Annotated in this window: 19 protein-coding genes; 5 read left to right on the top strand and 14 right to left on the bottom strand. The window is 43.1% G+C overall.

Annotated elements, in window-relative coordinates; genetic code table 11:
• Positions 1-3: 3 nt before the first annotated feature.
• The 6 genes from HY064_03650 to HY064_03625 form a co-directional block, all read right to left on the bottom strand.
• Positions 4-1,251: a DEAD/DEAH box helicase gene (locus HY064_03650; protein MBI3509734.1), complete on the bottom strand. Its 1,248-nt coding sequence runs from the start codon at positions 1,249-1,251 to the stop codon at positions 4-6.
• A gap of 168 nt (positions 1,252-1,419) precedes the next feature.
• Positions 1,420-2,664: an aminotransferase class I/II-fold pyridoxal phosphate-dependent enzyme gene (locus HY064_03645; protein MBI3509733.1), complete on the bottom strand. Its 1,245-nt coding sequence runs from the start codon at positions 2,662-2,664 to the stop codon at positions 1,420-1,422.
• Positions 2,665-2,879: 215 nt separating this feature from the next.
• Positions 2,880-3,182 carry a hypothetical protein gene (locus HY064_03640; protein MBI3509732.1) on the bottom strand — a complete coding sequence of 101 codons (303 nt, stop codon included), beginning with the start codon at positions 3,180-3,182 and terminating at the stop codon, positions 2,880-2,882.
• A gap of 39 nt (positions 3,183-3,221) precedes the next feature.
• Positions 3,222-3,566, bottom strand: a complete 345-nt coding sequence (locus tag HY064_03635; GenBank protein MBI3509731.1) for a single-stranded DNA-binding protein — start codon at positions 3,564-3,566, stop codon at positions 3,222-3,224.
• Between the two features lie 80 nt (positions 3,567-3,646).
• Complete coding sequence (locus HY064_03630) at positions 3,647-3,994, bottom strand: single-stranded DNA-binding protein (protein ID MBI3509730.1); 348 nt, start codon at positions 3,992-3,994, stop codon at positions 3,647-3,649.
• Positions 3,995-4,232: 238 nt separating this feature from the next.
• A complete protein-coding gene (locus HY064_03625) occupies positions 4,233-4,802 on the bottom strand; it encodes a hypothetical protein (protein MBI3509729.1) in 570 nt (189 codons plus the stop codon).
• Between the two features lie 204 nt (positions 4,803-5,006).
• Between HY064_03625 and HY064_03620 the strand changes: the two genes are divergently transcribed.
• Together HY064_03620 and HY064_03615 are read left to right on the top strand one after the other, a co-directional pair.
• On the top strand, positions 5,007-5,831 hold the full coding sequence (locus HY064_03620) for an SDR family oxidoreductase (GenBank protein ID MBI3509728.1): 825 nt from the start codon (positions 5,007-5,009) through the stop codon (positions 5,829-5,831).
• Between the two features lie 349 nt (positions 5,832-6,180).
• The gene (locus HY064_03615) at positions 6,181-9,345 is read left to right on the top strand and encodes a S8 family serine peptidase (protein ID MBI3509727.1); all 3,165 of its coding nucleotides are present in this window, start codon (positions 6,181-6,183) and stop codon (positions 9,343-9,345) included.
• A 277-nt stretch (positions 9,346-9,622) separates the two neighbouring features.
• Here HY064_03615 and HY064_03610 read toward each other — a convergent pair whose 3' ends face one another.
• The 5 genes from HY064_03610 to mtaB all read right to left on the bottom strand — a co-directional run bounded on the left by HY064_03610 (position 9,623) and on the right by mtaB (position 14,630).
• On the bottom strand, positions 9,623-10,234 hold the full coding sequence (locus tag HY064_03610) for a fumarylacetoacetate hydrolase family protein (protein ID MBI3509726.1): 612 nt from the start codon (positions 10,232-10,234) through the stop codon (positions 9,623-9,625).
• A gap of 81 nt (positions 10,235-10,315) precedes the next feature.
• Complete coding sequence (locus HY064_03605) at positions 10,316-11,083, bottom strand: 3'-5' exonuclease (GenBank protein ID MBI3509725.1); 768 nt, start codon at positions 11,081-11,083, stop codon at positions 10,316-10,318.
• Between the two features lie 102 nt (positions 11,084-11,185).
• Entirely contained in the window at positions 11,186-12,010 is an 825-nt protein-coding gene (locus HY064_03600; protein MBI3509724.1) for an inositol monophosphatase, read from the bottom strand.
• The gene (locus tag HY064_03595; GenBank protein MBI3509723.1) at positions 12,007-13,221 is read right to left on the bottom strand and encodes a prolipoprotein diacylglyceryl transferase; all 1,215 of its coding nucleotides are present in this window, start codon (positions 13,219-13,221) and stop codon (positions 12,007-12,009) included. The genes HY064_03600 and HY064_03595 overlap by 4 nt, the downstream gene beginning before the upstream one ends.
• An 80-nt stretch (positions 13,222-13,301) precedes the next feature.
• A complete protein-coding gene (gene mtaB / locus HY064_03590) occupies positions 13,302-14,630 on the bottom strand; it encodes a tRNA (N(6)-L-threonylcarbamoyladenosine(37)-C(2))-methylthiotransferase MtaB (protein ID MBI3509722.1) in 1,329 nt (442 codons plus the stop codon).
• A gap of 249 nt (positions 14,631-14,879) precedes the next feature.
• Between mtaB and HY064_03585 the strand changes: the two genes are divergently transcribed.
• From HY064_03585 to recN, 3 genes are all read left to right on the top strand, one after another.
• Positions 14,880-16,532, top strand: a complete 1,653-nt coding sequence (locus tag HY064_03585; GenBank protein MBI3509721.1) for an ABC transporter substrate-binding protein — start codon at positions 14,880-14,882, stop codon at positions 16,530-16,532.
• A gap of 127 nt (positions 16,533-16,659) precedes the next feature.
• Positions 16,660-17,544, top strand: a complete 885-nt coding sequence (sucD, locus tag HY064_03580; protein ID MBI3509720.1) for a succinate--CoA ligase subunit alpha — start codon at positions 16,660-16,662, stop codon at positions 17,542-17,544.
• A 71-nt stretch (positions 17,545-17,615) separates the two neighbouring features.
• The gene (gene recN, locus HY064_03575) at positions 17,616-19,271 is read left to right on the top strand and encodes a DNA repair protein RecN (protein ID MBI3509719.1); all 1,656 of its coding nucleotides are present in this window, start codon (positions 17,616-17,618) and stop codon (positions 19,269-19,271) included.
• 80 nt (positions 19,272-19,351) lie between these two features.
• On the opposite strand, the gene HY064_03570 is transcribed toward recN, so the two are convergent.
• From HY064_03570 to HY064_03560, 3 genes are all read right to left on the bottom strand, one after another.
• Positions 19,352-19,867 (bottom strand): OmpH family outer membrane protein, encoded by a 516-nt coding sequence (locus HY064_03570; protein MBI3509718.1) that lies wholly within the window; start codon positions 19,865-19,867, stop codon positions 19,352-19,354.
• A 376-nt stretch (positions 19,868-20,243) separates the two neighbouring features.
• Positions 20,244-20,726 carry a hypothetical protein gene (locus tag HY064_03565; protein MBI3509717.1) on the bottom strand — a complete coding sequence of 161 codons (483 nt, stop codon included), beginning with the start codon at positions 20,724-20,726 and terminating at the stop codon, positions 20,244-20,246.
• 41 nt (positions 20,727-20,767) lie between these two features.
• Complete coding sequence (locus tag HY064_03560; protein MBI3509716.1) at positions 20,768-22,765, bottom strand: DUF4836 family protein; 1,998 nt, start codon at positions 22,763-22,765, stop codon at positions 20,768-20,770.
• Positions 22,766-22,774: the final 9 nt, after the last annotated feature.

The raw sequence follows: 22,774 nt of genomic DNA, 5'->3' as shown, positions 1-22,774 counted from the left end.
GGTTCAGCTGCGATGGCCTTTTCGCTGGTGATCTTTTTTTCTGAAATGGGGTTTGCCTTTTTTTCCGTGAAAATTATTTTTTCTTTTTCCTGAACTTTTAATATCGTAAGCAGGAACTTCACCCAACTCATCCGGAACTTTTCCTTTCTCCACTTCATAGCCGATCAGCCGCTCAATGGCCGCAAATTTTCTCATGTCATCGGGAGAAATAAAAGTAACTGCTTCCCCGGTCGATTCGGCGCGGGCAGTTCTTCCTACGCGATGCACGTAATCTTCTCCGTCGGCAGGAACATCATAATTCAGCACGAGAGAAATATTTTCAACATCAATGCCGCGCGAAAGAACATCTGTTGCAACGATGATGCGGATATTCCTGTGACGGAACCGGCGCATCACTTCTTCGCGTTCACTTTGTTCGAGATCGGAATGCACAGCTGCAACATCAAGTTTCAATCGTTTCATTTCCTTCTCCATGTTTTTCACATTCTGTTTGGTAGAAGAAAAAATAAGCACGCTCACGAGTTCTTTCGACTGCAACAAGTGAAGCAGCAATGGTAATTTCTGTGTGTCATAAACACAGTACGCGATCTGTTTTATTTTTTCTGCCGGTTTTGAAATTGCAATATTCACATGTTCCGGCTCATGCAGAATTTGTGCAGCGAGTTGCCGAATCCGCGAAGGCATGGTGGCGGAGAACATGAGCGTTTGCCTTTTTTTCGGAAGCATCCGCACAATGCGCATGATGTCTTCGTTGAATCCCATATCGAGCATGCGATCTGCCTCATCGAGAATGAGCGTTTGCAACTGATCGAGTTTTACATAGCCGAGATTGAGATGAGAAAGTAATCTTCCCGGAGTTGCGACAATAATATCTGTTCCTGTTGTTAAAGCTTTTTTCTCGCGGTCAAAACTTTCTCCTGTTCCTCCTCCGTAAACGGCAATACTGCTGATGCCGGAAAAATAGGCGAAACCGGTAAGCGCATTATCAATCTGCAAGGCAAGTTCGCGCGTTGGAGAAATAATCATGGTGTGAATACTCCCGCGATTTTCACTATGCAGAATGCGATGCATAGTGGGTAAAAGAAATGCTGCAGTTTTTCCTGTACCTGTTTGCGCACACGCAATGATGTCGCGCCCCTGCATGATAATGGGAATGGCAAGTTCCTGTATTGGTGTTGCAGAAGAATATCCCATTGCATCCACACCATCCATCACCGCATGATCCAGTCCGAAATCCTCAAAATTTGCCATAGGGTGTTAAAGGTAGATATTAGTTCTCAGTTGCCGGTTTTCAGTTTTCAATTGCAGAATTATTGCACAGTAATTATGTTCCGGAAAAATAAAAAAAACGGTATTCATTTCTGAAAACCGTTTTCAATTTTTTGTTTTAAAAAATTGTCAGATCAAGCGGAGCCGGGATCAGAACGCCGCGATCTTATCACTCTGGTATTGGCCCGAAGTCAATTTATCTTTGATCTTAGAAAACGCTTCGATCGTGAAATTCACATCTTCGATCGTGTGAACTGCAGTTGGAATAAGCCGAAGAATAATTTGTCCTTTCGGAATAACCGGATAAACCACCATCGAACAGAAAATATTATAATTTTCACGGAGGTCAAGAATCAGATTCGTCGCTTCGGGAATGGAGCCGTTGAGATAAACAGGAGTGACCGGTGAAGAAGTGGTGCCGATGTTGAATCCGGCTTTTCTCAATCCGCCCTGCAATGCATTGGTGATCTCCCATAATTTTTCGCGGAACTCTTTGTGTTTATTCATCAGTTCGAGCCGCTTCAATGCGCCGACAACTGCCGGAAGCGGAAGTGATTTTGCAAAGATCTGCGAACGCATATTGTAACGGAGATATTCCACCACGTCTTCCGTTGAAGAAATATATCCGCCGATGAGCGCAAATGATTTTGCAAATGTTCCGAAGTAAATATCAATGCCGTCCTGGCAACCCTGTTCTTCTCCTGTTCCTCCGCCGGTGGGTCCCATGGTTCCGCATCCGTGCGCATCATCAACAAATAAACGGAATTGGAATTTCTTTTTCAGTGCAACGATCTCTTTCAGTTTTCCCTGGTTGCCGCTCATTCCGAAAACTCCTTCTGTGAGAACGAGAATTGCGCCTCCGGTTTCACCGATCATTTTTGTTGCTCGTTCCAATTGTTTTTCGAGTGAAGCAATATCGTTATGCGGATAAACAAAACGTTTTCCCATGTGCAGGCGCACGCCATCGATGATGCACGCATGCGCTTCCGCGTCATACACGATCACATCATGACGATCAACGAGACAATCTATTGCCGAAACCATGGCCTGGTAACCATAATTGCAGAGAATGGTATCTTCTTTTTTTACAAGTTCGGTGAGTCCGGCTTCGAGTTGCTCATGATAATTTGAATTGCCCGACATCATACGCGCTCCCATGGGAGCAGCGAGGCCGAATTTCGCAGCGCCTTCTGCATCGGCTTTTCTCACTTCAGGATGATTGGCGAGACCGAGGTAATTATTCAGACTCCAGATGAGCCGTTCTTTTCCGCGAAAGATCATTTTATTTCCGATATCTCCTTCGAGTTTCGGAAAAGTAAAATAGCCGTGCGATTCTTTGGCGTGCTTGCCAAGCGGGCCGCGGTTCTCGCGGATCTTATCGAAAAGGTCTCTCATAATTCAAGATTGTTTGGTAAAAAGCAAAAATAGGATTTTAGAATACGCAAGTCCGGATTCCATTAAGGAAAAATATGAACAGAGATTCATCATTTATTTGACGATCACCGAGGTAAAAGAGGGCAAACTGCAGATTTCAATTTTTCACTTAAAAGAAACAGGAGAAGAAAAGATGACCGGCACTTGACCAACATCATTATTAAAACTGCTCCAGATCATAATTGATTAATGATGCGGATAATAAATTTGAAAATGATAAAACAACTATTATGAAAAGCAAAATTATCGCCATCGCCATTTTCATCTTCGTATTTTTGGTGCCTTTCCGTATTGCATTCCTGGGTCCCGAGATCGCTCATAGTGTGAAATTTATTTTCAGTTTTCTCGCCACGATCATCGGTTTCCTTATAGCGTTCGGGATTGGAACGAATAGGCCATTCGACAGGAAAAAAGAAACTGAACAAAACCAAAAAGAGGAAGAACAAGTCCGCAAAGCGGCATAAAAAAATCCCTGTCATTTACGACAGGGATTTTTTGTGATCAGCACCGGGATTTATTTACGCTGCTTTTTTCTCGGAGAGAAGCAACAGGTCCGTAACAACGATCTCTGTGGAATAGCGTTTCTTTCCTTCTTTGTCGGTCCACGTTTTATTATGGAGGCGTCCGTTGATCGCAACACGGGAACCTTTCTCCATGTATTTTTCGGCGATAGTTGCGAGTCCGTCCCATGCAGAAACATTGAACCAGTTGGTGTTTTCGATCTTGCGCCCTTCTGAATCATTATAGGAATCGTTGCAAGCGATCACGAAGTTGGCGACTTTTTTCCCGGTGTCGAAAGTTTTTACATCAGGGTTACGACCGAGGTTGCCTACGATCTGTACATTGTTTTTAATTGCGTTCATAGATAAATTGTTTTAAAAATTAATTAGAAATTATTTGAATTGATAATTGTGAATTGATTACCGGTGCTGACCAGTTTTTTTCACGCGGCGAGTTTTACAGCCGGAACTTTTCCTGTAGAGAGAAGAATGAGATCGGTGGCAAGAATTTCTTCGCGATGGCGCAGAATTCCTTTTTTATCGTACCATTCTTTCGAGATGTGATTACCGCAGACCATGACTCGTTTTCCTTTGGTAAGATATTTCTGCGCTACATCCGCAAGATTATTCCAGGCGATCACGCTGTACCATTTTACTTCATTCCTTTTTGTTTCAGGATCCGGTTCAACGGATGCGACCGAAAAGATGGCCATGCGCTTCCCGCTTTTGAAGTGACGCAAACCCGGGTTTGTTCCGAGATTGACCACCAGTTTTACATTGTTCTTTTTCATAGTTGCTTTCATATTGAAAAAAATAAAAATTGATTTACGTACTAATTGAATTATGCCTTAAATTTTTTCGCCGACACTTTTTGTTGATCGACGCTGCAAAGGTGTGGTGTGCCGCAAAAGTTATTCGGCTTTCAACTATTTATAGACGGATATAGTTGATTGCAAACGTTTGTACTTGGATAGTTAATTGATAATGAATCTAATAAAGGCAATAAATTCAACCGATAAGAAAAGTCAATTACCCGTTTTCAGTTTGATGAGCCGGATTCTCTGCAACAATTTTTCCAAGAGTAAAAGGAAGTTCTTGTGCATAAACTGCGAAACGGTTGCTCGCATCCTTACAATAAAGAACGGCAACTTCATCCCCGGATTTCAAATGTTCATTCCGGTTATGAAGATCGATCTCGCCTCTGAAATGAATTCCTTCATTTGTTGAGAAGATGATAAAAACCCGACAATCATGATGGCTGGTGCGTGGCATGAAAATTTGTTTAGCAATGGAAGCATCTTTTATAGCTGTAATTCTTCCAATGAAAAGATGGCCGTCGCGGTAATATTTTTTGAGTTGAATGGATCTTGAAGAAATATAGATCAGTAAAATAACGACTGTAATACCAATCAAAACCTCGGTGTCATTTTTTGTATATCTCTGCGCTGAGAATGAGGTTCTGAAAATTACGTAGAAAGTAAAAAATAGAATAACAATGATATAAGTGAATGCGGAAGGGAAATGGAATTTAGTGCCGGCCACATTAATATCACGCGGAGGATCCTTTAAAAGTTCAGGTGGAATTTCAACTTTTCTCATTCAACGAAAATAAATAATATTCATCCTGATTTTCCCTCCAAAAAAATCGCAATATTTTACTCGCCACCCCGCATGAAAAAATAAAGAATACCAATTTCATTCTTCCCGGAATCATAATTAAAAGATAAAGTTATTTTTTCTTCAGATGTCCATGTTCCGTTCACGTTTCTATCTTTACACTTTACACTTCCAAATAAAATAAAAATGGCCTACAACCTGCTCAAAGGAAAACGCGGAATCATCTCGGGTGCACTCGATTCGAATTCCATCGCGTGGAAAGTTGCGGAACGCGCACACGCGGAAGGCGCAACATTCACACTCACGAATGCGCCAATAGCCATGCGCATGGGCGAGATCAACAAACTTGCTGAACAATGCGGATCGAAAATAATTCCTGCCGATGCAACGAATATGGACGAGCTGAAAAATCTTTTTCAGCAATCAATGGAAACGCTCGGTGGCAAAATAGATTTTGTGCTGCATTCCATTGGCATGTCGCCAAACATCCGGAAAAATATTCCTTACGCCGGGCTGAATTATGATTTTTATATGAAGTCGATCGATGTGAGCGCCATGTCTTTTCACAAAATGATGAGCGCCGCTTACCAGCTCGATGCCATGAACGAGTGGGGAAGCTTTGTTGGGCTTTCTTACATAGCGGCTCAAAGAACATTTTCATTTTATTCCGATATGGCCGATGCAAAAGCAATGCTCGAATCCATCGGCAGAAGTTTTGGTTATCATTATGGCAAAAGCAAAAAGGTGCGTGTGAATACGGTTTCCCAGTCGCCTACAAAAACTACTGCCGGTGGAGGAATAAAAGGTTTCGAAGACTTTTTCGGTTATGCCGAAAAGCTTTCTCCATTGGGAAATGCGAGTGCAGAAGATTGCGCAAATTTCTGCGTGATGTTATTTTCTGATATGACTAAAATGGTAACCATGCAAAATCTCTACCACGATGGAGGATTTTCCATGACCGGAGTGAGTACAGAAGTGATGGAGATTGTAGCGGGGAACAGTAAGCAGTAGGCGGCAGCATTTAGCGGCAGCGGCAGTCATTTATTTTTAATAAAGAGCATCTCTAATAACTTCGAACTGCTGCGTTGGGCTACGTCCTCAAAATCCTCATTTACGAATAGTAAATTCCCGCCTTGCATTTCTGTGTTTTTAGAGATGCCCTAAATATTTTTTCCCCTGCAACAATAATATTTTTGTAAGATTTTTTTATCCATCGATAATTTTCTTATTGCCCCATTAGCATATTAGCACATTTCTCCATTAACACATTAGAATATTCCTTGACTTACTCAGTTTTTTTCCGCATTTTTAGTAGCGTCAAAAACGCCCCTTTCCGAAATTGAACCTAAAACGTTTTAAAATGAAAAAACTTTTACTCACCTCATTCGTATTTCTCCTCTCGATCGCTATTCAGGCTCAGAAAATTTATCCCGGTTACCAGGACGGAAAAATCTGGTTCCAGGTGAAGAGTACCGTTCGCCTGGTGAATAATATTCACGAAGATCCGCGTAATCTCCCAATGGGAACTCTTCCTTCTCTGAACGGTCTCAGCAAAAAATACAATTTCACTCATTTGTCGCGCCCGTTCGCAGCAGCAAAAAATTCCCCAGTGCTGCAGCGCACTTTTCTTCTCGAATTCAGTGATGTAAGTAATGTGATGAACATCATCGGTGATCTTGATAAAACAAATGATGTGGTCTATTCGGAACGCGTTCCGCTCGATGAAGAATGTCTTGTGCCGAATGATCCTTCGTATAGTTCCGAGTGGCATCTCGGCGTGATCAATGCAGCTACTGCATGGAATTCTTTTTCTTCCGGCTCAACTATAAAAATTGCGATCGTTGATAATGCGGTCGATCGCACACACGTAGATCTTTCTGCAAATATCTGGGTGAATCCCGGAGAAAATCCTACCAATGGAATTGATGATGACGGAAACGGATACATTGATGATGTGAACGGATTTGATGTAGCAGACAATGATAATAATCCGAATCCGCCGAATGCTACTTTCGATCACGGAACACATTGCGCGGGAATTGCGAGCGCGCGTACGAACAACAGTACAGGAATTGCATCTATCGGTTACAGTTGTAAAATTATTGCAGTGAAAGCAACGGCGAATTCTGCTTCTCCTTCTTCTGTTACGAATGGATACGATGGAGTGGTGTATGCCGTTGCTGCAGGTGCAGATGTGATCAGCATGTCGTGGGGATCGGCAAGCAGTTCTGCAACGGCGCAGAATATTATTACATGGGCAAGCAATCAGGGGTGCGTACTCGTTGCTGCTGCAGGAAATAATAATTCGAGTTCAATTTTTTATCCTGCCGGTTACACCGAGTGTATTGCAGTTGCTGCATCGAATAGCAATGATACCAAAGCAAGTTTTTCCAATTATGGAAACTGGGTCGACATCACTGCGCCCGGAAATAATATTTATTCTACACTTCCCGGAAATGCCTACGGAAATATGTCGGGAACTTCTATGGCGTGCCCGATGGTTGCCGGCCTTTGTGGATTGATGCTTTCATTGAATCCGGGATTGACGCCAACAGATATCCGCAATTGTCTCTCCTCATCTGCAACAAATATTGACGCGATGAATTCTTCTTACATCGGGCAACTTGGCGCGGGAAGAATTGATGCCGCTGCTGCTATGTCGTGCATTAGTGGAACGCTTAACTGGCCGCCGGTTGCTGCATTCACTGCGAATGTCACAACTGTTACTGCCGGCGGATCGGTGCAATTTACAGATCAGTCGGTTTATCTTCCTACTACATGGTCGTGGAGTTTCTCCGGCGGAACTCCTGCAACTTTCAATGGACAGAATCCTCCGCTCATTACTTACAACACACCCGGTGCTTACAATGTTTCATTGACAGTTACCAATTCGCATGGATCGAATACTTACACTGCGCCGAATTACATCACGGTGAATGTTGCGAATGGTTGTACAAAAATTAATTATCCTCCGCCGGGAACATGGAGTCCCGTAAATTATTACACAGGTGCAACAGTCGGACAAAATGGTTGGATCAATGGACTGGAATCGAATCTCGATAAAGAAAAAGCAATGTACTTCGATGCGTCATCAAGTCCATACACACAAATGGTCGATCTGTGGATCGCGTTCGGACTTGCTTATTCAAGTAATCCTGCGAAAATAGTTCCGGTGAAAGTTTACGATGGAACAAGCGGAAGTCCCGGCGCGCAGATCGGATCTACAATGAATCTTACCATGGGACAGATCATGGGCGATGTGAGCAATAATTATTACACCGATATTTCTTATGTGAATAATCCGATCACACTTCCTGCTTCGAAGAAATTTTTTGTGAGTGTAGATGTGACGAATTTAAATTGGCCCACAAATCACGATACACTTTCCATTGTGAGCAATACCACGGGACAGACAACTCCTTCTGCTGTTTGGGAAAAACAAAGTAACAACACGTGGCACCAGTACAATACGGCAGGATCATGGACGCTCGATATTTCTTTGTACATGCATCCGTCGCTCACTGGTGAAAATACTGTTTCCACTTTTACAGCGAGCCCGCTTACATTGTGCGCAGGCAACCAGGTGAGTTTTGATGCTACCGGTTCTACATTCGAAGACACACTGCTCTGGTATTTTCCGGGAACAACACCCATCACATCAAACAACATTATGCAATCGGTGTTGTACAACAGTGCAGGAAGTTACCAGGCAATATTGTATGTGATTGGCGGCGGATGTCATTTGTTCGATTCTTCATTTGTAAATATCACGGTGAATCCGAATCCTGTTTTAAATGTAACGCTCACTCCGAATCAAACTACATATTGCACCGGAACACCGATAGCGCTCGCAGCGTCGGGCGCGAGCTCGTACGTGTGGAGCCCTGGCACGTACCTGAGCGCAACTACGGGTGCGAATGTAACGAGTACGCCCACGCAGAGCATTTCGTACAACCTGCAGGGCACAGGTGCGAACGGATGCGTGAGCAACACAACCATCGATATCAATGTGGATGATCCGCCGGTGGCAATGGTCACTGCGAGCGACACTACAGTTTGCGAATACCAGACACTTGTATTCGACGGATCGGGTTCTTCAAGTTCCACTTCTTTCTCATGGACGTTCACCGGGGGAACACCGGCAACGAGTACCAACTCCACTGAAACGGTTTACTACATCAATCCCGGAAGTTACACGGCGCAGTTGACCGTAACGAATGCCTGCGGAACTAACACGACCACTTCACAGACCATAGTTGTGGGTTGTGCAGGAGTACAACCACTTTCCGCAACAGATCCTTCTGCGTTTTACAACAGCACGATGCAACAAATTGAAATAACACTTCCTGTCCCGAATGATGGTTACACCATTACGATATGGAATGCACTCGGGCAGAAAGTAAAAACGATGACTGCTTCCGATGCGAAAGTGAATATAGGAACTGCAGATCTTGCGGCCGGAGTTTATACGTTGCACATTTTAGATGGAAAAGTGATGCACACGATGAAGTTTGTGAAGGAGTAATTCATTGCCAATTTCAAGAAAGGCCTCCGTAGCGGGGCTTTTCTTTTTTATGGGCATCTCTAATAACTTCGAACTGCTGCGTTGGGCTACGTCCTCAAAATCCTCATTTACGAATAGTAAATTCCGGTTTTTCGGGCTTGCCCGCCTTGCATTTCTGTGTTTTTAGAGATGCCTTTTATTTTACTTTGTTGCCTGGTAAAAAATAAAATGAAAAAAATATTTCAAGGAAGTGCGAAAGGGGAGTTGGCGGTGATGAATATTTTTTTTCTTCCGGAAATTATTTCACCTCCAGCTCCAAACACTTCTCTTCCCCGATATACGCTTCCAGTTTATCGCCAATTTTCACCGGCCCCACGCCTTCGGGCGTTCCTGTAAAAACAAGATCGCCTTTCTTTAGCGTGAAAAATTTTGAAGAGTAGGAGAGTAGTTGGTCGAAGGAGAAGAGCATGTTTTTTGTATTTCCCTGCTGCACTGTTTTTCCATTCACATCAAGACGGAAATCAATATTTTTAAGATCGGGAAAAGAATGTACGGGAAGAAATTTTCCTACGGGAGCAGAACTGTCGAATGCTTTTGCTTTTTCCCAGGGCAATCCTTTCTCTTTCATTTTTATTTGCAGATCACGTGCAGTGAAATCAATTCCTATTCCTATTTCTTCGTAATAGCGGTTTGCGAATTGTTCGTCAATGTGTTTTCCCATTTTCGAAATGCGCAGCACCAATTCCACTTCATGATGAATTTCTTTCGAGAATTCCGGGTAGTAAAATTTTTCTCCTGCTTTCAGATAAGCCGTTTCCGGTTTCATGAACAGAACAGGTTCGGTGGGAACAGCGCTGTTCATCTCTTTAGCGTGTTCAGCGTAGTTGCGGCCGATGCAGATTATTTTCATGGAGTAAGAAAGACGAAATTCCGAATTAATTCGGGGAAAGTTACGAAATACTAAAGTTTACCAAAAGGTATTATACATAACCTATTTTTTCATGCTCAGCCTGATCTTCGTGATGACCTTCTTCGTGTACAAAGGAAAATCTCCGTTCATCATCCAGGTGTAGTACGACGGTTCTTTTTCAAAAACTTCTGTCACCGGTTTCTGGTTATGTTTTCCGAAATTGAAAACAGGAATGTGTTTGTTGTTGTAAACTATTCTTCCCATCATGTCCACATTATTCGTCTTCGAAGAAAATTCAGCAAGAAAATCCACATCACCTTTCAATTCTGAATAACGATCGAGTTGTGCTTCCAGAATTTCATACGTCGCAACAATATCGGCTTCGGCAGAATGCGCTTTCTCCAATGGTTTTCCGCAATAGAACTGGTATGCGGCGGCGAGTGTGCGCTGTTCGAGGCGATGAAAAATATTCTGCACGTCCACTAATTTTCTCGTGCTGATATCAAACTCCACATCGCAGCGCAGAAATTCTTCAGCAAGAAGCGGAACGTCGAATTTATTGGAATTGTATCCGCCGAGATCACATCCTTCGAGAAAATAAAAAATTTCTTTCGCCACATCTTTAAACGTCGGGGAATCTTTCACATCCTCATCTTTTATTCCGTGAATGACGGTCGTCTCGATGGGAATGGAAATGGTTGGATTGATGAGCATGGTTTTTGTTTCGCGGTTTCCATTGACAAGAATTTTAAGAATGGAAATTTCCACGATGCGATCCGATGCAACATTAATTCCTGTTGTTTCAAGATCGATAAAAGCAATGGGGCGGGTGAGAATTAATTTTGACATGGAATAAAGGTAATGCTAATTAACAGGAGATAAAGTTAACCGTTAAGTTGCGAAGAATTGAAAATGAGAATTCGAATATTCGTTCAATCCATAATCTTTCCCCTACTTGAAATGAATTTTTATTTTCTGAAGAAGTTCTTCAACGATTTTTTCATTGCCGCACACGAACCTTTCGCCAAAAATAAAATCATCGCCACCGGAAAAATCTTTTACCGTACCTCCTGCTTCCTGCACGAGCAACGCACCCGCAGCCACGTCCCACGCATGTATGCCATACTCGTAGTACGCATCGAAGCGCCCGCCCGCAACGTACGCGATGTCTGTTGCCGCTGATCCCGGCCGGCGAATTCCCAATGAAGAACGCTGCACATCGGAGAAAAGAGAAATGTATTTTTCGTGCCAGCCCTGTTCCTCATAGGGAAAACCGGTTGCGACCAGGGAATTTTGCAGTTCTGTTTTTTTTGAAATGCATATTTTTTCTCCGTTCATCCATGCACCACCATTCTTCCACGCATAAAAACATTCATCGAGATTGATCTCGTGCACGACTCCGGCAACGGGAATATTATTCTGTAACAATGCAACTGATGTTGCGAAGACGGGAACGCCGTGGAGATAATTCGTGGTTCCATCGAGCGGATCGATCACCCAATTGAGAATTTCGTTTTTTTTCAACGTATGATCTTCCTCCGCAATGAATCCTGCTGACGGAAGAATTTTTTTCAGTCCTTCAACGAATTTTTTCTCTGCTGTTTTGTCCACGTAAGAAACAAGGTCAGAAGATCCCTTGTGTTCGATGTCTAAACTTTTTATTTTTTTTCTTTCTTCACTGACGAATTTTCCAACTTGCAAACTCAGAATCTGCATTTCTTCACAGATGATGCTGAACTCTTTTCCTCCAATGGAATTTTCGAACAAACCGCTCATGTTGCCGGAAGAGGAGGGATGTTTTTATTTTTTTTCTTCGTCCAGTAAACACCATAACTACCCAACAGTATCAGAACGATCGCAATTAATTCTGCCTGCGTCATCCGGAAACTACCGATGTGAAATAAAGTTGTGTTTACGCGGATGAGCTCAATGAAAAATCGTTCCACTCCGTTTGCAATAAGATAAACACTGAAGAGTAAACCGGGTGAAGAGAATTTTTTCCGGAACATCCAGAATATTCCGAAAAGTAAAATGCAGATGAAAGCTTCGTAAAACGGAGTTGGAAAAACAGGATCCACCAACCGGACTTCATTTCCGGAAAGCATTCCCTGCACCTGCGCCATCATGTATTCTTTCGAATGTTCATCGGTGTAAGGATTGAAAACGCCATTTACATTATTCGGATAATCGTAAGCCCAGATCCACTTCGGAAGAAAATGCAACCACGACGGTTGCGGGGATTTATTCACGATTCCCCAATCGCCATCGCCGGAAACGTGGCAACCGAGACGGCCGACTCCGTACGCGAGCATGAGCCCCGGCGCGCATGCATCCATCACGTGAAAAATTCCGAAACCTTTTTTGTGCGCGTAAACAAGAACGGCTGCTCCGCCGAGAATGAGTCCGCCGTACATGGTGAGCCCGCTGAAAGAGAAAAACATTTTTGACGGATCGCTGAGAAATTCTTTGAAATTTTCGAGGATGTGGAAAATTTTTGCGCCAAGAAAACCGAATCCCGCAGCGAGCAAGGTCATATTTCCTACGTGATCGGCCGCGCTTACTTTTTCTTCCTGTTCGATGGGTTCAGCAAGTTTCTTCTTTTCGCTCATTTTCCATTTGAGAAATGCAAGTGCAGCGCCGCCGGCAAGCCCGATGAAAATATTTCCTTTCATGGAAAGCATAAAAGCGCGCGGATCGGCCGAAAAATCTTTTGTGAACGGAATGGAGATGAGTTTCCAGCCAATGAGAAATCCAAAAAAGAATTGCAGGGCAATTTCACCCTGTGTTGCTTTCACACCGATCATCACTTTGCGGAAAGTAGGTTGGAGTAAACCGAGGAGTTCTTTGCGGTGAAGTTCTTTTGCAAATACCCAGGCGCAGAGTAAAAATGCGATCGCTACAAAAAATCCGAAGCTCTGCAATAATTTCAGGAAAGGAATGCTGATGTGAAAGAGATCTTTTACTGCGTCGTAGATGGTTGGATACATATTTCAGTTGTCAGTTGTCAGTTGTCAGGCCTGTTTTGGTTTTCTGTTCAGTGCAGGCAGAAATTTTATTTTCAAAAAAATTATTTCAGTGTTGCTAATAACTCAGCGCCAACAATTCCGTCCGCAGCAATTCTGTGAAGCGGAATAGTAGTGATCCTGTTTATTAAAGACGAATCATGTTCTGCTTTTACGCGGATGTAATTATCGGTATAACCGTACATCATTCCATTCCTGTTTTCCTGTTCGAATAACACGGGCTTCAGCGTTCCTTCATGTTGCGAATAAAAATGCCGGAGTTTTTTTTCAGAAAGCATACGGAGTACTTTATTTCTTTTTCTTCTTTCTTCCACGGGAACAATTCCTTTTAAATTCACCGCATCAGTATTTTCACGTTCGGAATAAGTGAAAACATGGAGATAAGAAATGTCAAGCGCATTCAGGAAATTGTAGGTTTCAAGAAATTCAAATTCTGTTTCACCGGGAAATCCAACGATAACATCCGCGCCAATGCAGCAATGCGGCATAAGCGATTTTATTTTTTCCACTCTTTGCTGATAAACATTGCGCAGGTATCTTCTGCGCATCGATCTCAACATTGCATCCGACCCCGATTGAAGTGGAATATGAAAATGCGGAACGAATTTTTCTGATCGCGCAACGAATTCTATGATCTCATCTGTCAGTAAATTGGGTTCGATGCTTGAAATCCGGAATCGTTCAATTCCTTTTATTTTATCCAGTTCAGTGATGAGTTCAAGAAAATTCTCTTCCTTTTTTTTGTTGCCCGAAATTCCTTTTCCGAAGTCGCCGAGATTCACACCGGTAAGAACAATTTCTTTCACACCGTTTTCAGCAATTTTATTTGCACTCGCGATCACATTTTCAATATTATCGCTCCTGCTTTTTCCGCGCGCGAGCGGGATCGTGCAGAAGGCGCACGTGTAGTCGCACCCGTCCTGCACTTTCAGGAACGCGCGTGTGCGGTCGCCCGAACTCCATGCGCCCACGAATGTACCTGCATCCGCGATCTCGCAGGAGTGCACGGCGGCGAATTTCTTTTTTAAAGTCGATTCGAGAAATTGAGGAAGATTGAATTTTTCTGTTGCGCCGAGAATAAGATCCACGCCGGGAATAGCGGCGATCTCTTTTGGTTTTAATTGAGCATAACAACCGATGATGACAATGAAAGCTTCCGGTGAAACAGAAAGTGCATCGCGCACTATTTTCCTGCATTCCTTATCGGCATTTTCTGTTACCGAACAAGTATTGATCACAAAAACATCGGCCCCGTCGAAGAATTCTTTCTTCTGAAAACCGGCATCAGCAAGTTGCCTTCCAATAGCGGAAGTTTCTGAAAAATTCAGTTTGCATCCAAGTGTATGAAATGCAACAGAACGGGAGTTTTTCATTGGGCGATAAAGGTAATGGTTATTGAGGTATTAGGATAATAGGGAAAAAACCGGTAAAAATCATTGACCGGAAATTTGCCACATAATCGAAAAAGAATATTTCTAATTTTCTTAAAATCTCAAACCCTTATTGCCTCAATGCCCATTGCCGCAATGACTTTTTTGTTCATAACCCTGTTTATAATACACCCCGAGTAGTCCCTGATTCGCCTCCTGCATTTTGGCAAATTTGTTTGGACAAAAAATGGTATGAAAGTTTTCCGTTTTGCATTCTTATTTTCCTCTGCATTTTTCCTGGTTTCGCTTTTTTCAGATTGTGGCGGAGCAAAGGAAGAAAAAGATGATTCGAAGATTTTCCGTTTCAATGAACTCGGTGATGTACGCTCACTTGATCCCGCGCAGGCAGGTTCGTTCGAAAATAACTGGGCATTGAATCAATTGTACAATGGGTTGGTGGAAATGGATACTGACCTCGAAGTTCAGCCCTGTATTGCAAGATCGTGGAGCCAGAGTGACGATGGAACTGATTATACTTTTCGTTTGAGAACAGACGTTGTGTTCCAGGACAACCCTCAATTTCCGGGCGGAAAAGGAAGAAGAGTGGTTGCGTCCGATTTCCAATATAGTTTCGATCGCCTTTTTGATAAAAGAATTTCCAATGCATCGACGCTTGTAGATATTGTGGCGCTGGATGGAAATGGTCAGCCGGGAATTGAAAGTCCGGACGATTCCACACTTACCATTCATCTCCGTCATCCTTTCAAACCTTTTCTCGGTGTACTTACGATGAAATATTTTTCGGTTGTGCCCAAAGAGGTCGTTGCATTTTACGGTGATGATTTTTACCGGAATCCTGTGGGAACAGGCCCTTTCAAACTGAAATTCTGGAAAGACAATTCCAATCTTGTGTTTGAAAAAAATCCATTGTATTTCAAATTCGATGAAAAAGGAAACCGCCTGCCTTATCTTGATCTTGTTTCAGTGACTTTCATCAAAGATCCGGAATCTGCGTTCATGGAATTCACCAGCGGCGATATTGATATGATCACGGGTATTGACGCTATCAATAAAGAAAAAACGCTGGACAGAGAAGGACGATTGACAGGAGATCTTTCGAAAAAATTTGTTCTCCAGTCGGCTCCATTTCTCAAGACCGATTACTTCGGAATTCTCATTGATGAAAATCTTGATATCGTGAAGAACAGTCCGGTGCGGATAAAATATCTGCGGCAGGCCATCAACTATGCAATAGACCGGGAAAATATTGTGCGCTATCGTCGTTATAATCTTGGCACTCCTGCCAATGGGGGATTCATTCCGCCGGGCATGCACGCATACGATCCGGAATTGTTGCACGGATTTTCCTACAATCCTGTCAAAGCAAAACAATTGCTCGATCTCGCGGGATTTCCGAATGGAAAAGGATTGAAACCGATCACACTTTCCACTACCGGAACTTACCAGGACATTGCGGAAGATGTGGTTCACCAGTTGAACGAGATCGGTATTCCTGCGGTGATCGAAGTTTTACCTCCCGCAACTTTCCAGAGTGCGGTCGCGGAAAATAAATTGCTCTTCTTCCGGAAATCGTGGATCTGCGATTATCCCGACCCTGAAAATTTCATGAGTATTTTTTATAGTAAGAATTATTCTCCTGCGGGTGCAAACTACACGCATTTTCACAATACAGAATTCGATCGCCTCTATGAAAAATGCCTGACGGAACAGAACGACAGTATCCGCGCCGATCTTTTCTTTCACATGGACCAGATCATTGTTGACGAATCGCCGGTGATCCCTTTGTATTACGATCGTGTGGTTCGCTTGGTGCAGAAAAATATTTCAGGCCTGCAGGTTGATCCTACGAATTCATTGAATCTTGAAAGAGTGAAGAAGAATTAGATTTTGGAATTTGGATTTTAGATTTTGAATGTTGATTGAGATTCAAACCACAATTTCCTTATTTTTACAACACTCAAAAAGTATTTTGAGTTGATCAAAAATTAATAATCGAAAATCCAAAATTTAAATGGGCGTTCTCGTCGGAAAAAATTCAAAAGTCATTGTCCAGGGATTTACCGGGACAGAAGGAACTTTTCACGCAACACAAATGATCGAATTCGGAACCAACGTTGTCGGTGGAGTAACTCCCGGAAAAGGTGGTTCAGCGCATCTCGATCTCCCGGTTTTCAATACTGTTTCTGAAGCAGTGAAAGATACCGGCGCCGATGTCTCCATTATTTTTGTTCCGCCGCCTTTCGCTGCTGATGCAATCATGGAAGCTGCCGATGCAGGAATTAAAGTTATCGTGTGTATCACGGAAGGAATTCCTGTGAAAGACATGATTTCTGTAAAAGAATATTTACGAGGAAAAGATTGTCGTTTGATCGGGCCGAATTGTCCGGGAGTGATCACAGCAGGCGAAGCAAAAGTCGGGATCATGCCGGGATTTGTTTTCACCAAAGGAACGATTGGTATTGTTTCCAAATCAGGTACGCTCACTTACGAAGCAGCAGACCAGGTTGTGAAAGCAGGATTAGGAATTACAACGGCGATCGGAATAGGCGGAGATCCGATCATTGGAACAACAACAAAAGAAGCAGTGGAATTATTGATGAATGATCCTAAGACGGAAGGAATAGTGATGATCGGAGAGATCGGCGGCGGACTCGAAGCAGAAGCAGCGCGCTGGATAAAAGCGAATGGAAATAAAAAACCGGTAGTAGGATTCATTGCCGGAAAAACTGCACCGAGAGGAAGAACGATGGGCCACGCAGGCGCGATCGTGGGCGGAACAGAAGATACTGCCGAAGCAAAAATGGCCATTCTCCGCGAGTGCGGCGTGCATGTGGTCGATTCTCCAGCTACGATCGGGAAGAAAATGGCGGAAGTGCTGAAGAAAGTAACAGCATAAACTTTTGTCCTTACTTACGAACATAAGGGTCGGCCAATGGTCGACCCATTTAATTTTGCATTGACAAAATAATGCTCAAATCCTTATCCATAAAAAACTACGCCCTCATCGATGAGCTGGAGATCAGCATCGGGAAAGGATTTACGATCATTACCGGTGAGACCGGCGCGGGAAAATCCATTCTCCTTGGCGCACTTGGATTATTACTTGGCGATCGTGCCGATGCTGCTGCACTTGCGGATAAAACGAAGAAATGCATTGTAGAAGGAACTTTTGCTTTGAAAGAATATGAGTTGAAAGATTTTTTCAGTGCGAATGATATTGATTATGAAAATGATTCGGTGATACGAAGGGAAGTGAGTGTTGATGGAAAGTCGCGCGCTTTCATCAATGATACGCCGGTGAATATTTCTTTGCTGAAAGAGATCGGGAATAAATTAGTGGATGTGCATTCCCAGCACGAGACGTTGTTGCTGAATGAATCGAAATTCCAGTTGTCTGTTCTCGATGCTGTTGCTGCGAATGAAAAACTGCTTGGCGAATATTCAGAATGTTTTCGTTCATTCCGGAAAACAAGCGCGCGTCTGAATGAAATTTCTGAAGCAGAAGCAAAAGCAAAAAAAGATCTCGATTATTTTAATTTTCAGTTCAATGAACTTGCCGGATTGAAACTTCATCCCGGTGAACAGATGAAACTTGAAACAGAACTGGAAACGCTTGAAAATTCCGAGACAATAAAAACCGGCTTGCAATATTCTTTCCGCGTGCTCGATGGCGGAGAAGAGAACATGCTGGCCACGCTTTCGTCTGTGCGCAACATACTCGCGCAACTTTCGAAATTCAATCCGGAAATTCATAACCTTCACGAACGATTGAACAGCGCGCATATTGAACTGAAAGATATTTCTGCGGAGATAGCATCGCTCAACGACAGCATTGTTCATGATCCGAAAAGAATTACCATCCTGCAGGAACGTTTGGATAATATTTACCGGCTCCAGCAAAAACATGATGTGAAAACGATCTCAGATCTGCTCGCGGTTAAAGAAGAACTTGAAAAGAAAATTGAAACGGCCGGTTCACTCGAAGACCAGATTAAAGTTCTTTCGAAAGAGCTGTCAGCGATGCGCGAAAAACTTTCTGATCTTGCTGCAAAACTCTCTGAGAAAAGAAATGCTGCCTCAAGCACACTTATTTCTTCCGTAAAAAAAACGCTGAAAGGATTAGGAATGCCGAATGCCGAATTGAATGTGCAACTTGAAAAATTAAATGAGCCCGGCGAAAAAGGAACGGACCGTGTTATGTTTTTATTTTCTGCGAATAAAGGAAGCGCAGCTCAACCGCTGAATAAAGTTGCCTCCGGCGGAGAATTGTCGCGGCTGATGCTGAGTTTAAAATCTCTTCTCGCAGAACACACTGCTCTGCCTACCATTATTTTCGATGAGATCGATGCCGGAATTTCCGGCGACATTGCAGCGAAGACAGGAAGCATTCTTGATAAAATGTCGGCAGGCATGCAAGTGATCTCCATTACACATTTGCCCCAGGTTGCAAGCAAAGGAAAAAATCATTTGTTCGTTTACAAAGAAGAAAAAGGAAAGAAAACTTTTACGCGCATAAAAGAATTGACAAAGGAAGAACGCGTGCAGGAAATTGCAAAAATGCTGAGCGACGGAAAACCGGGAGAGGCCGCGGTGAAAAATGCGAAAGAGTTGCTGAGGCAGTAGTACGAAATACGAAATCCCGAATTAATTCGGGAAAAAGTTGCGAAATTGCCGGAAACGAGCACGGCAGCCGGCAATGATTTTTATTTTCCTGTTTTCAATTCTTCGATCATCGCTTTCGTGATATTCACCAGCTGAATATTTACCGAAGTAATCATCAGGCCTTCTTTATTATCGGTAACAGCGAGATAATTATTTTTTTTCCGGATGGTTTCTGCCGCGATCTTTATTCGTTCGTAAAGCGGGATGAGAAGTTTAATTCGCTGATCCCTCAATTCCTCTTCTACGGCAAACTGGTACTCCAACGTTCTTGATGCAATATCCCCGATCTCTTTCTTTCTTATTTGTTTTATTAAAGGTGACATTTTCGCGGAGTCGGTTGCGAGCTGCGAAACCTTGCGCCCGTATTCTTTTAAAATGAGATTGTAAATGCTGTCGTATCGCACTTTCAATTTTTCGAGAGAGTCCTGCACCTTTGCATATTCCGGCATTGTTTGCAGTACAGTATCGGAGTTGAAGGCAGCGATCGTTTGTTTTCCGGAAACAGAAAATAAAAATGCGAAAATGAAAAGGAGGAAGAAAAATATTTTTTTTGTCATTGTGGATAGGGTGAGGTGGTGTAAAAAAAGACGCAGTGATGGCAAATGGTTGCTTAGAGGCTGTTTAAATTTCATCCTTCTGTTTTGTTATGCGCCATTTTTGTCCATCCTTCCCTGCCCGCCCACGCACGACCCATTTTCCTTTAGCAGGCGGGGTTGCATTTCTTGGCCGTAGTCGCTCCACTATGGCCTGCAAAATGCGTCTCGGCTGAACAAAAATGGCATCATAACAATTCCAAAAAATGAATTTTAAACAGCCTCTTAGTAGAAGTGATGAAGGGAATTCTTAGCCCTGACATACGCGCCTGCTCCGTCAGCGCGTGTGGCAGGACAAGGGTTGCTTTATAGCACAACTGTTGCGCTCCAAAAAAAACCATCATTCAACTGCTTCCTTTATCTTCAATTCAAGATTTGTCCGTTCAGCAATTTTTTCCGCCAGCAGTTTTCCTTCGTTAGTGAAGGGCCACACGAATAGAAATTTTACAGGATGGTCTTTACGGATTTCATTTATCGCACGCAGTGTGTGCATGAGCGCGAGCCCTTTTTTCCTGTGCTCCGGCAACACGGTGGCAGAACAGAGATAGATCGCTTCATATTTTTCACCGGGAAATGTTTTGTCGAATAATTCCTGCTCTGAAATTTTTCCATTGAGAAATTCGTTCATGATTTTTTCTGTTGTCGGGATAATGAGGATCCAGGCAACGGGCCCGTTATTATTTTCTTCGGATAAAGTTGCGGGATGAATTTTCTGCAAGCGATGGAGCACATCTTCGTTCACCTGCAATTGAGAAGGATCGTGGCGCGTGGAAAAAACTTCATCCACGAGTTCAAGCATGCGATCGAAATTGGAAGGAGTCATAAAAAAACGGCCCCGTTTTGCGGAGCCGTTCGGTTTTAAAATTAATGATAGCGTTCTTTCTTGTAAGCGTCATTGAAAGCACCGTAAAGTGTGTTGATGCAATTTGTTGTTTTGTCTTTGAAATAGATATTCAGGTTAGATGTTTTTCCGTCGCCGGTCAACGACGCATGATCATAGATCTTCAATGCTTCGCTGGCCGTCGTGTATTCGCGGTCGCCCATCTGATCCTGCAGTGATTTTTTCAGGATGAGCGGATAAGAACTGTAATCAAGATTCATGTAAGCCGCAAACGGATTTTTTGAAAGCAGGTCATCATTCGGCCCCGAAACAGATTTTCCGGTGGTGCCATTGGAAGAAAGATCACTGGCTGTCTGATAATCGTTGGTGATGAAATAATTTTTTCCATGATGGCCCATGAAATAATAAACCTTGGAATAATAACCGGTGCTCCACATTTTTACTCCGTTCCCGGTATCTACCGGCTCAGATTTTTCCATCATCTTGCTCCACAGATCAGGATTGTTCACCGTAATGCCGACAATGTAACGTGAATCAAGAACGGTGTCGATTTCCGTTTTGTAAGAGAAGCCATAATAATTGTAGATGTCGTAGTTCTCATAGTCAGGAACCTGCGTGGAAACAATTTTCTCTTTGAAATCAGAAAGTGCGAAATAAGCATCGCCGCTGAAAATATCAGCAAGATCTTTTCGCTTCATATCCATTTTCTCTGCGATCTCATCGAGGTACATCGACATTTTATCATCCTTGTCCATGTAATCATAAAGGCCTTTCATGTTCACAGAGACTGCAGCGAAACCGAAAGATCCGCCGGGAATAGATTTTTTCAGATCAGCATTGATGCCCGACTTTCCGATCACATCAGGAAGAGCATTGGCATTATCTTTCGAAGGAACATATTCTGCTGAATAATCGAGTTCACCATTATTGAAATTCAGTTTCATGATGATCGCAGTTCCTTTCATGTAATCAGGAATATCGATGAATGGAATTTTCCGGAGCCCGTCATAATTGAGGAACGCGCCGATATCGTAATCAGCACTGCGGAAACTTCCGAACGCATCATTCGAAAGAATACTTTCTTTTTCCGGCTGCTCAATGAGTGAACGCGCATAATCTTTCATGTCGTCGGAATGTTTGTCGGTGCCGATGAAAATTCCGCCGTCCTTGCTCCATGCTACGCAGGAATGCCCGTCTATTTTCACATAATGAAAATCGCCGGTACCTTCCACGGAGTGGTCAGTTGTTTTCTGGATGAAGGAATAAAAATCGTCAGCGTTCTTAATAGCGAATGCAATTCCGCCCGTGTAAAGATTTTCATAATCGTCGTGATCGACGGTCATGAAAAAATAAGGTTTCGAAAAAATATCAATGCCGGAAGACATCGGATCATTCATGGCTTGCGACACTGCATCATTACCATGGTCCATATTTTTTTTCATGTCTTCGAATAAGACAGAATTCTTGATCTTATCGAGATCTATTTTCGAAGCAATTCCTTTCATATTGATGGAAGCCACAAAAACTGCATTTCTCGGAATGAATTTAAGATGTGCATCACTTCCGCGCGTCCACCACCAGATGAGAAGAAAACCGATAAGCAACACGCCGAGAATTCCTCCGCCGAGAATGAAGAAAAGTTTTTTCTTCGAAGATCTTTGCGGCATCATCGGCTGCATGGGATTTCCCTGCATGCCGGGATTCATTTGCGGATTCATACCGGGATTCATTCCCGGATTCATTTGTGGAGGAGGAGCAGTCTGTTGAAAAGCTCCGGCGGGTGCAAAATAAGTTTGCCATGGAATAGTGATATCGCCGGCTTTCACCATATCACGAAGTTGCAGTTGAACGGAACCCTGCACACGGAATCCATTCACAAATGTTCCGTAATGCGTATTGAGATCCGTTAGATAATAATTTCCACTGTCATCGAGAAGAATTTCGAGGTGATTCGGGGAGACACTTGGATGCGCGAGTACAACATTGTTGTTTTCTCCGCTGCCGATCTTGATTTGTTTCATAGGACAGTT

It is taken from the genome of Bacteroidota bacterium, from assembly GCA_016194975.1.
Taxonomy (GTDB): Bacteria; Bacteroidota; Bacteroidia; order Palsa-965; family Palsa-965.
Note: the sequence above shows the minus strand (reverse complement) of the source record. Positions and strands in the feature narration are given on the sequence as shown.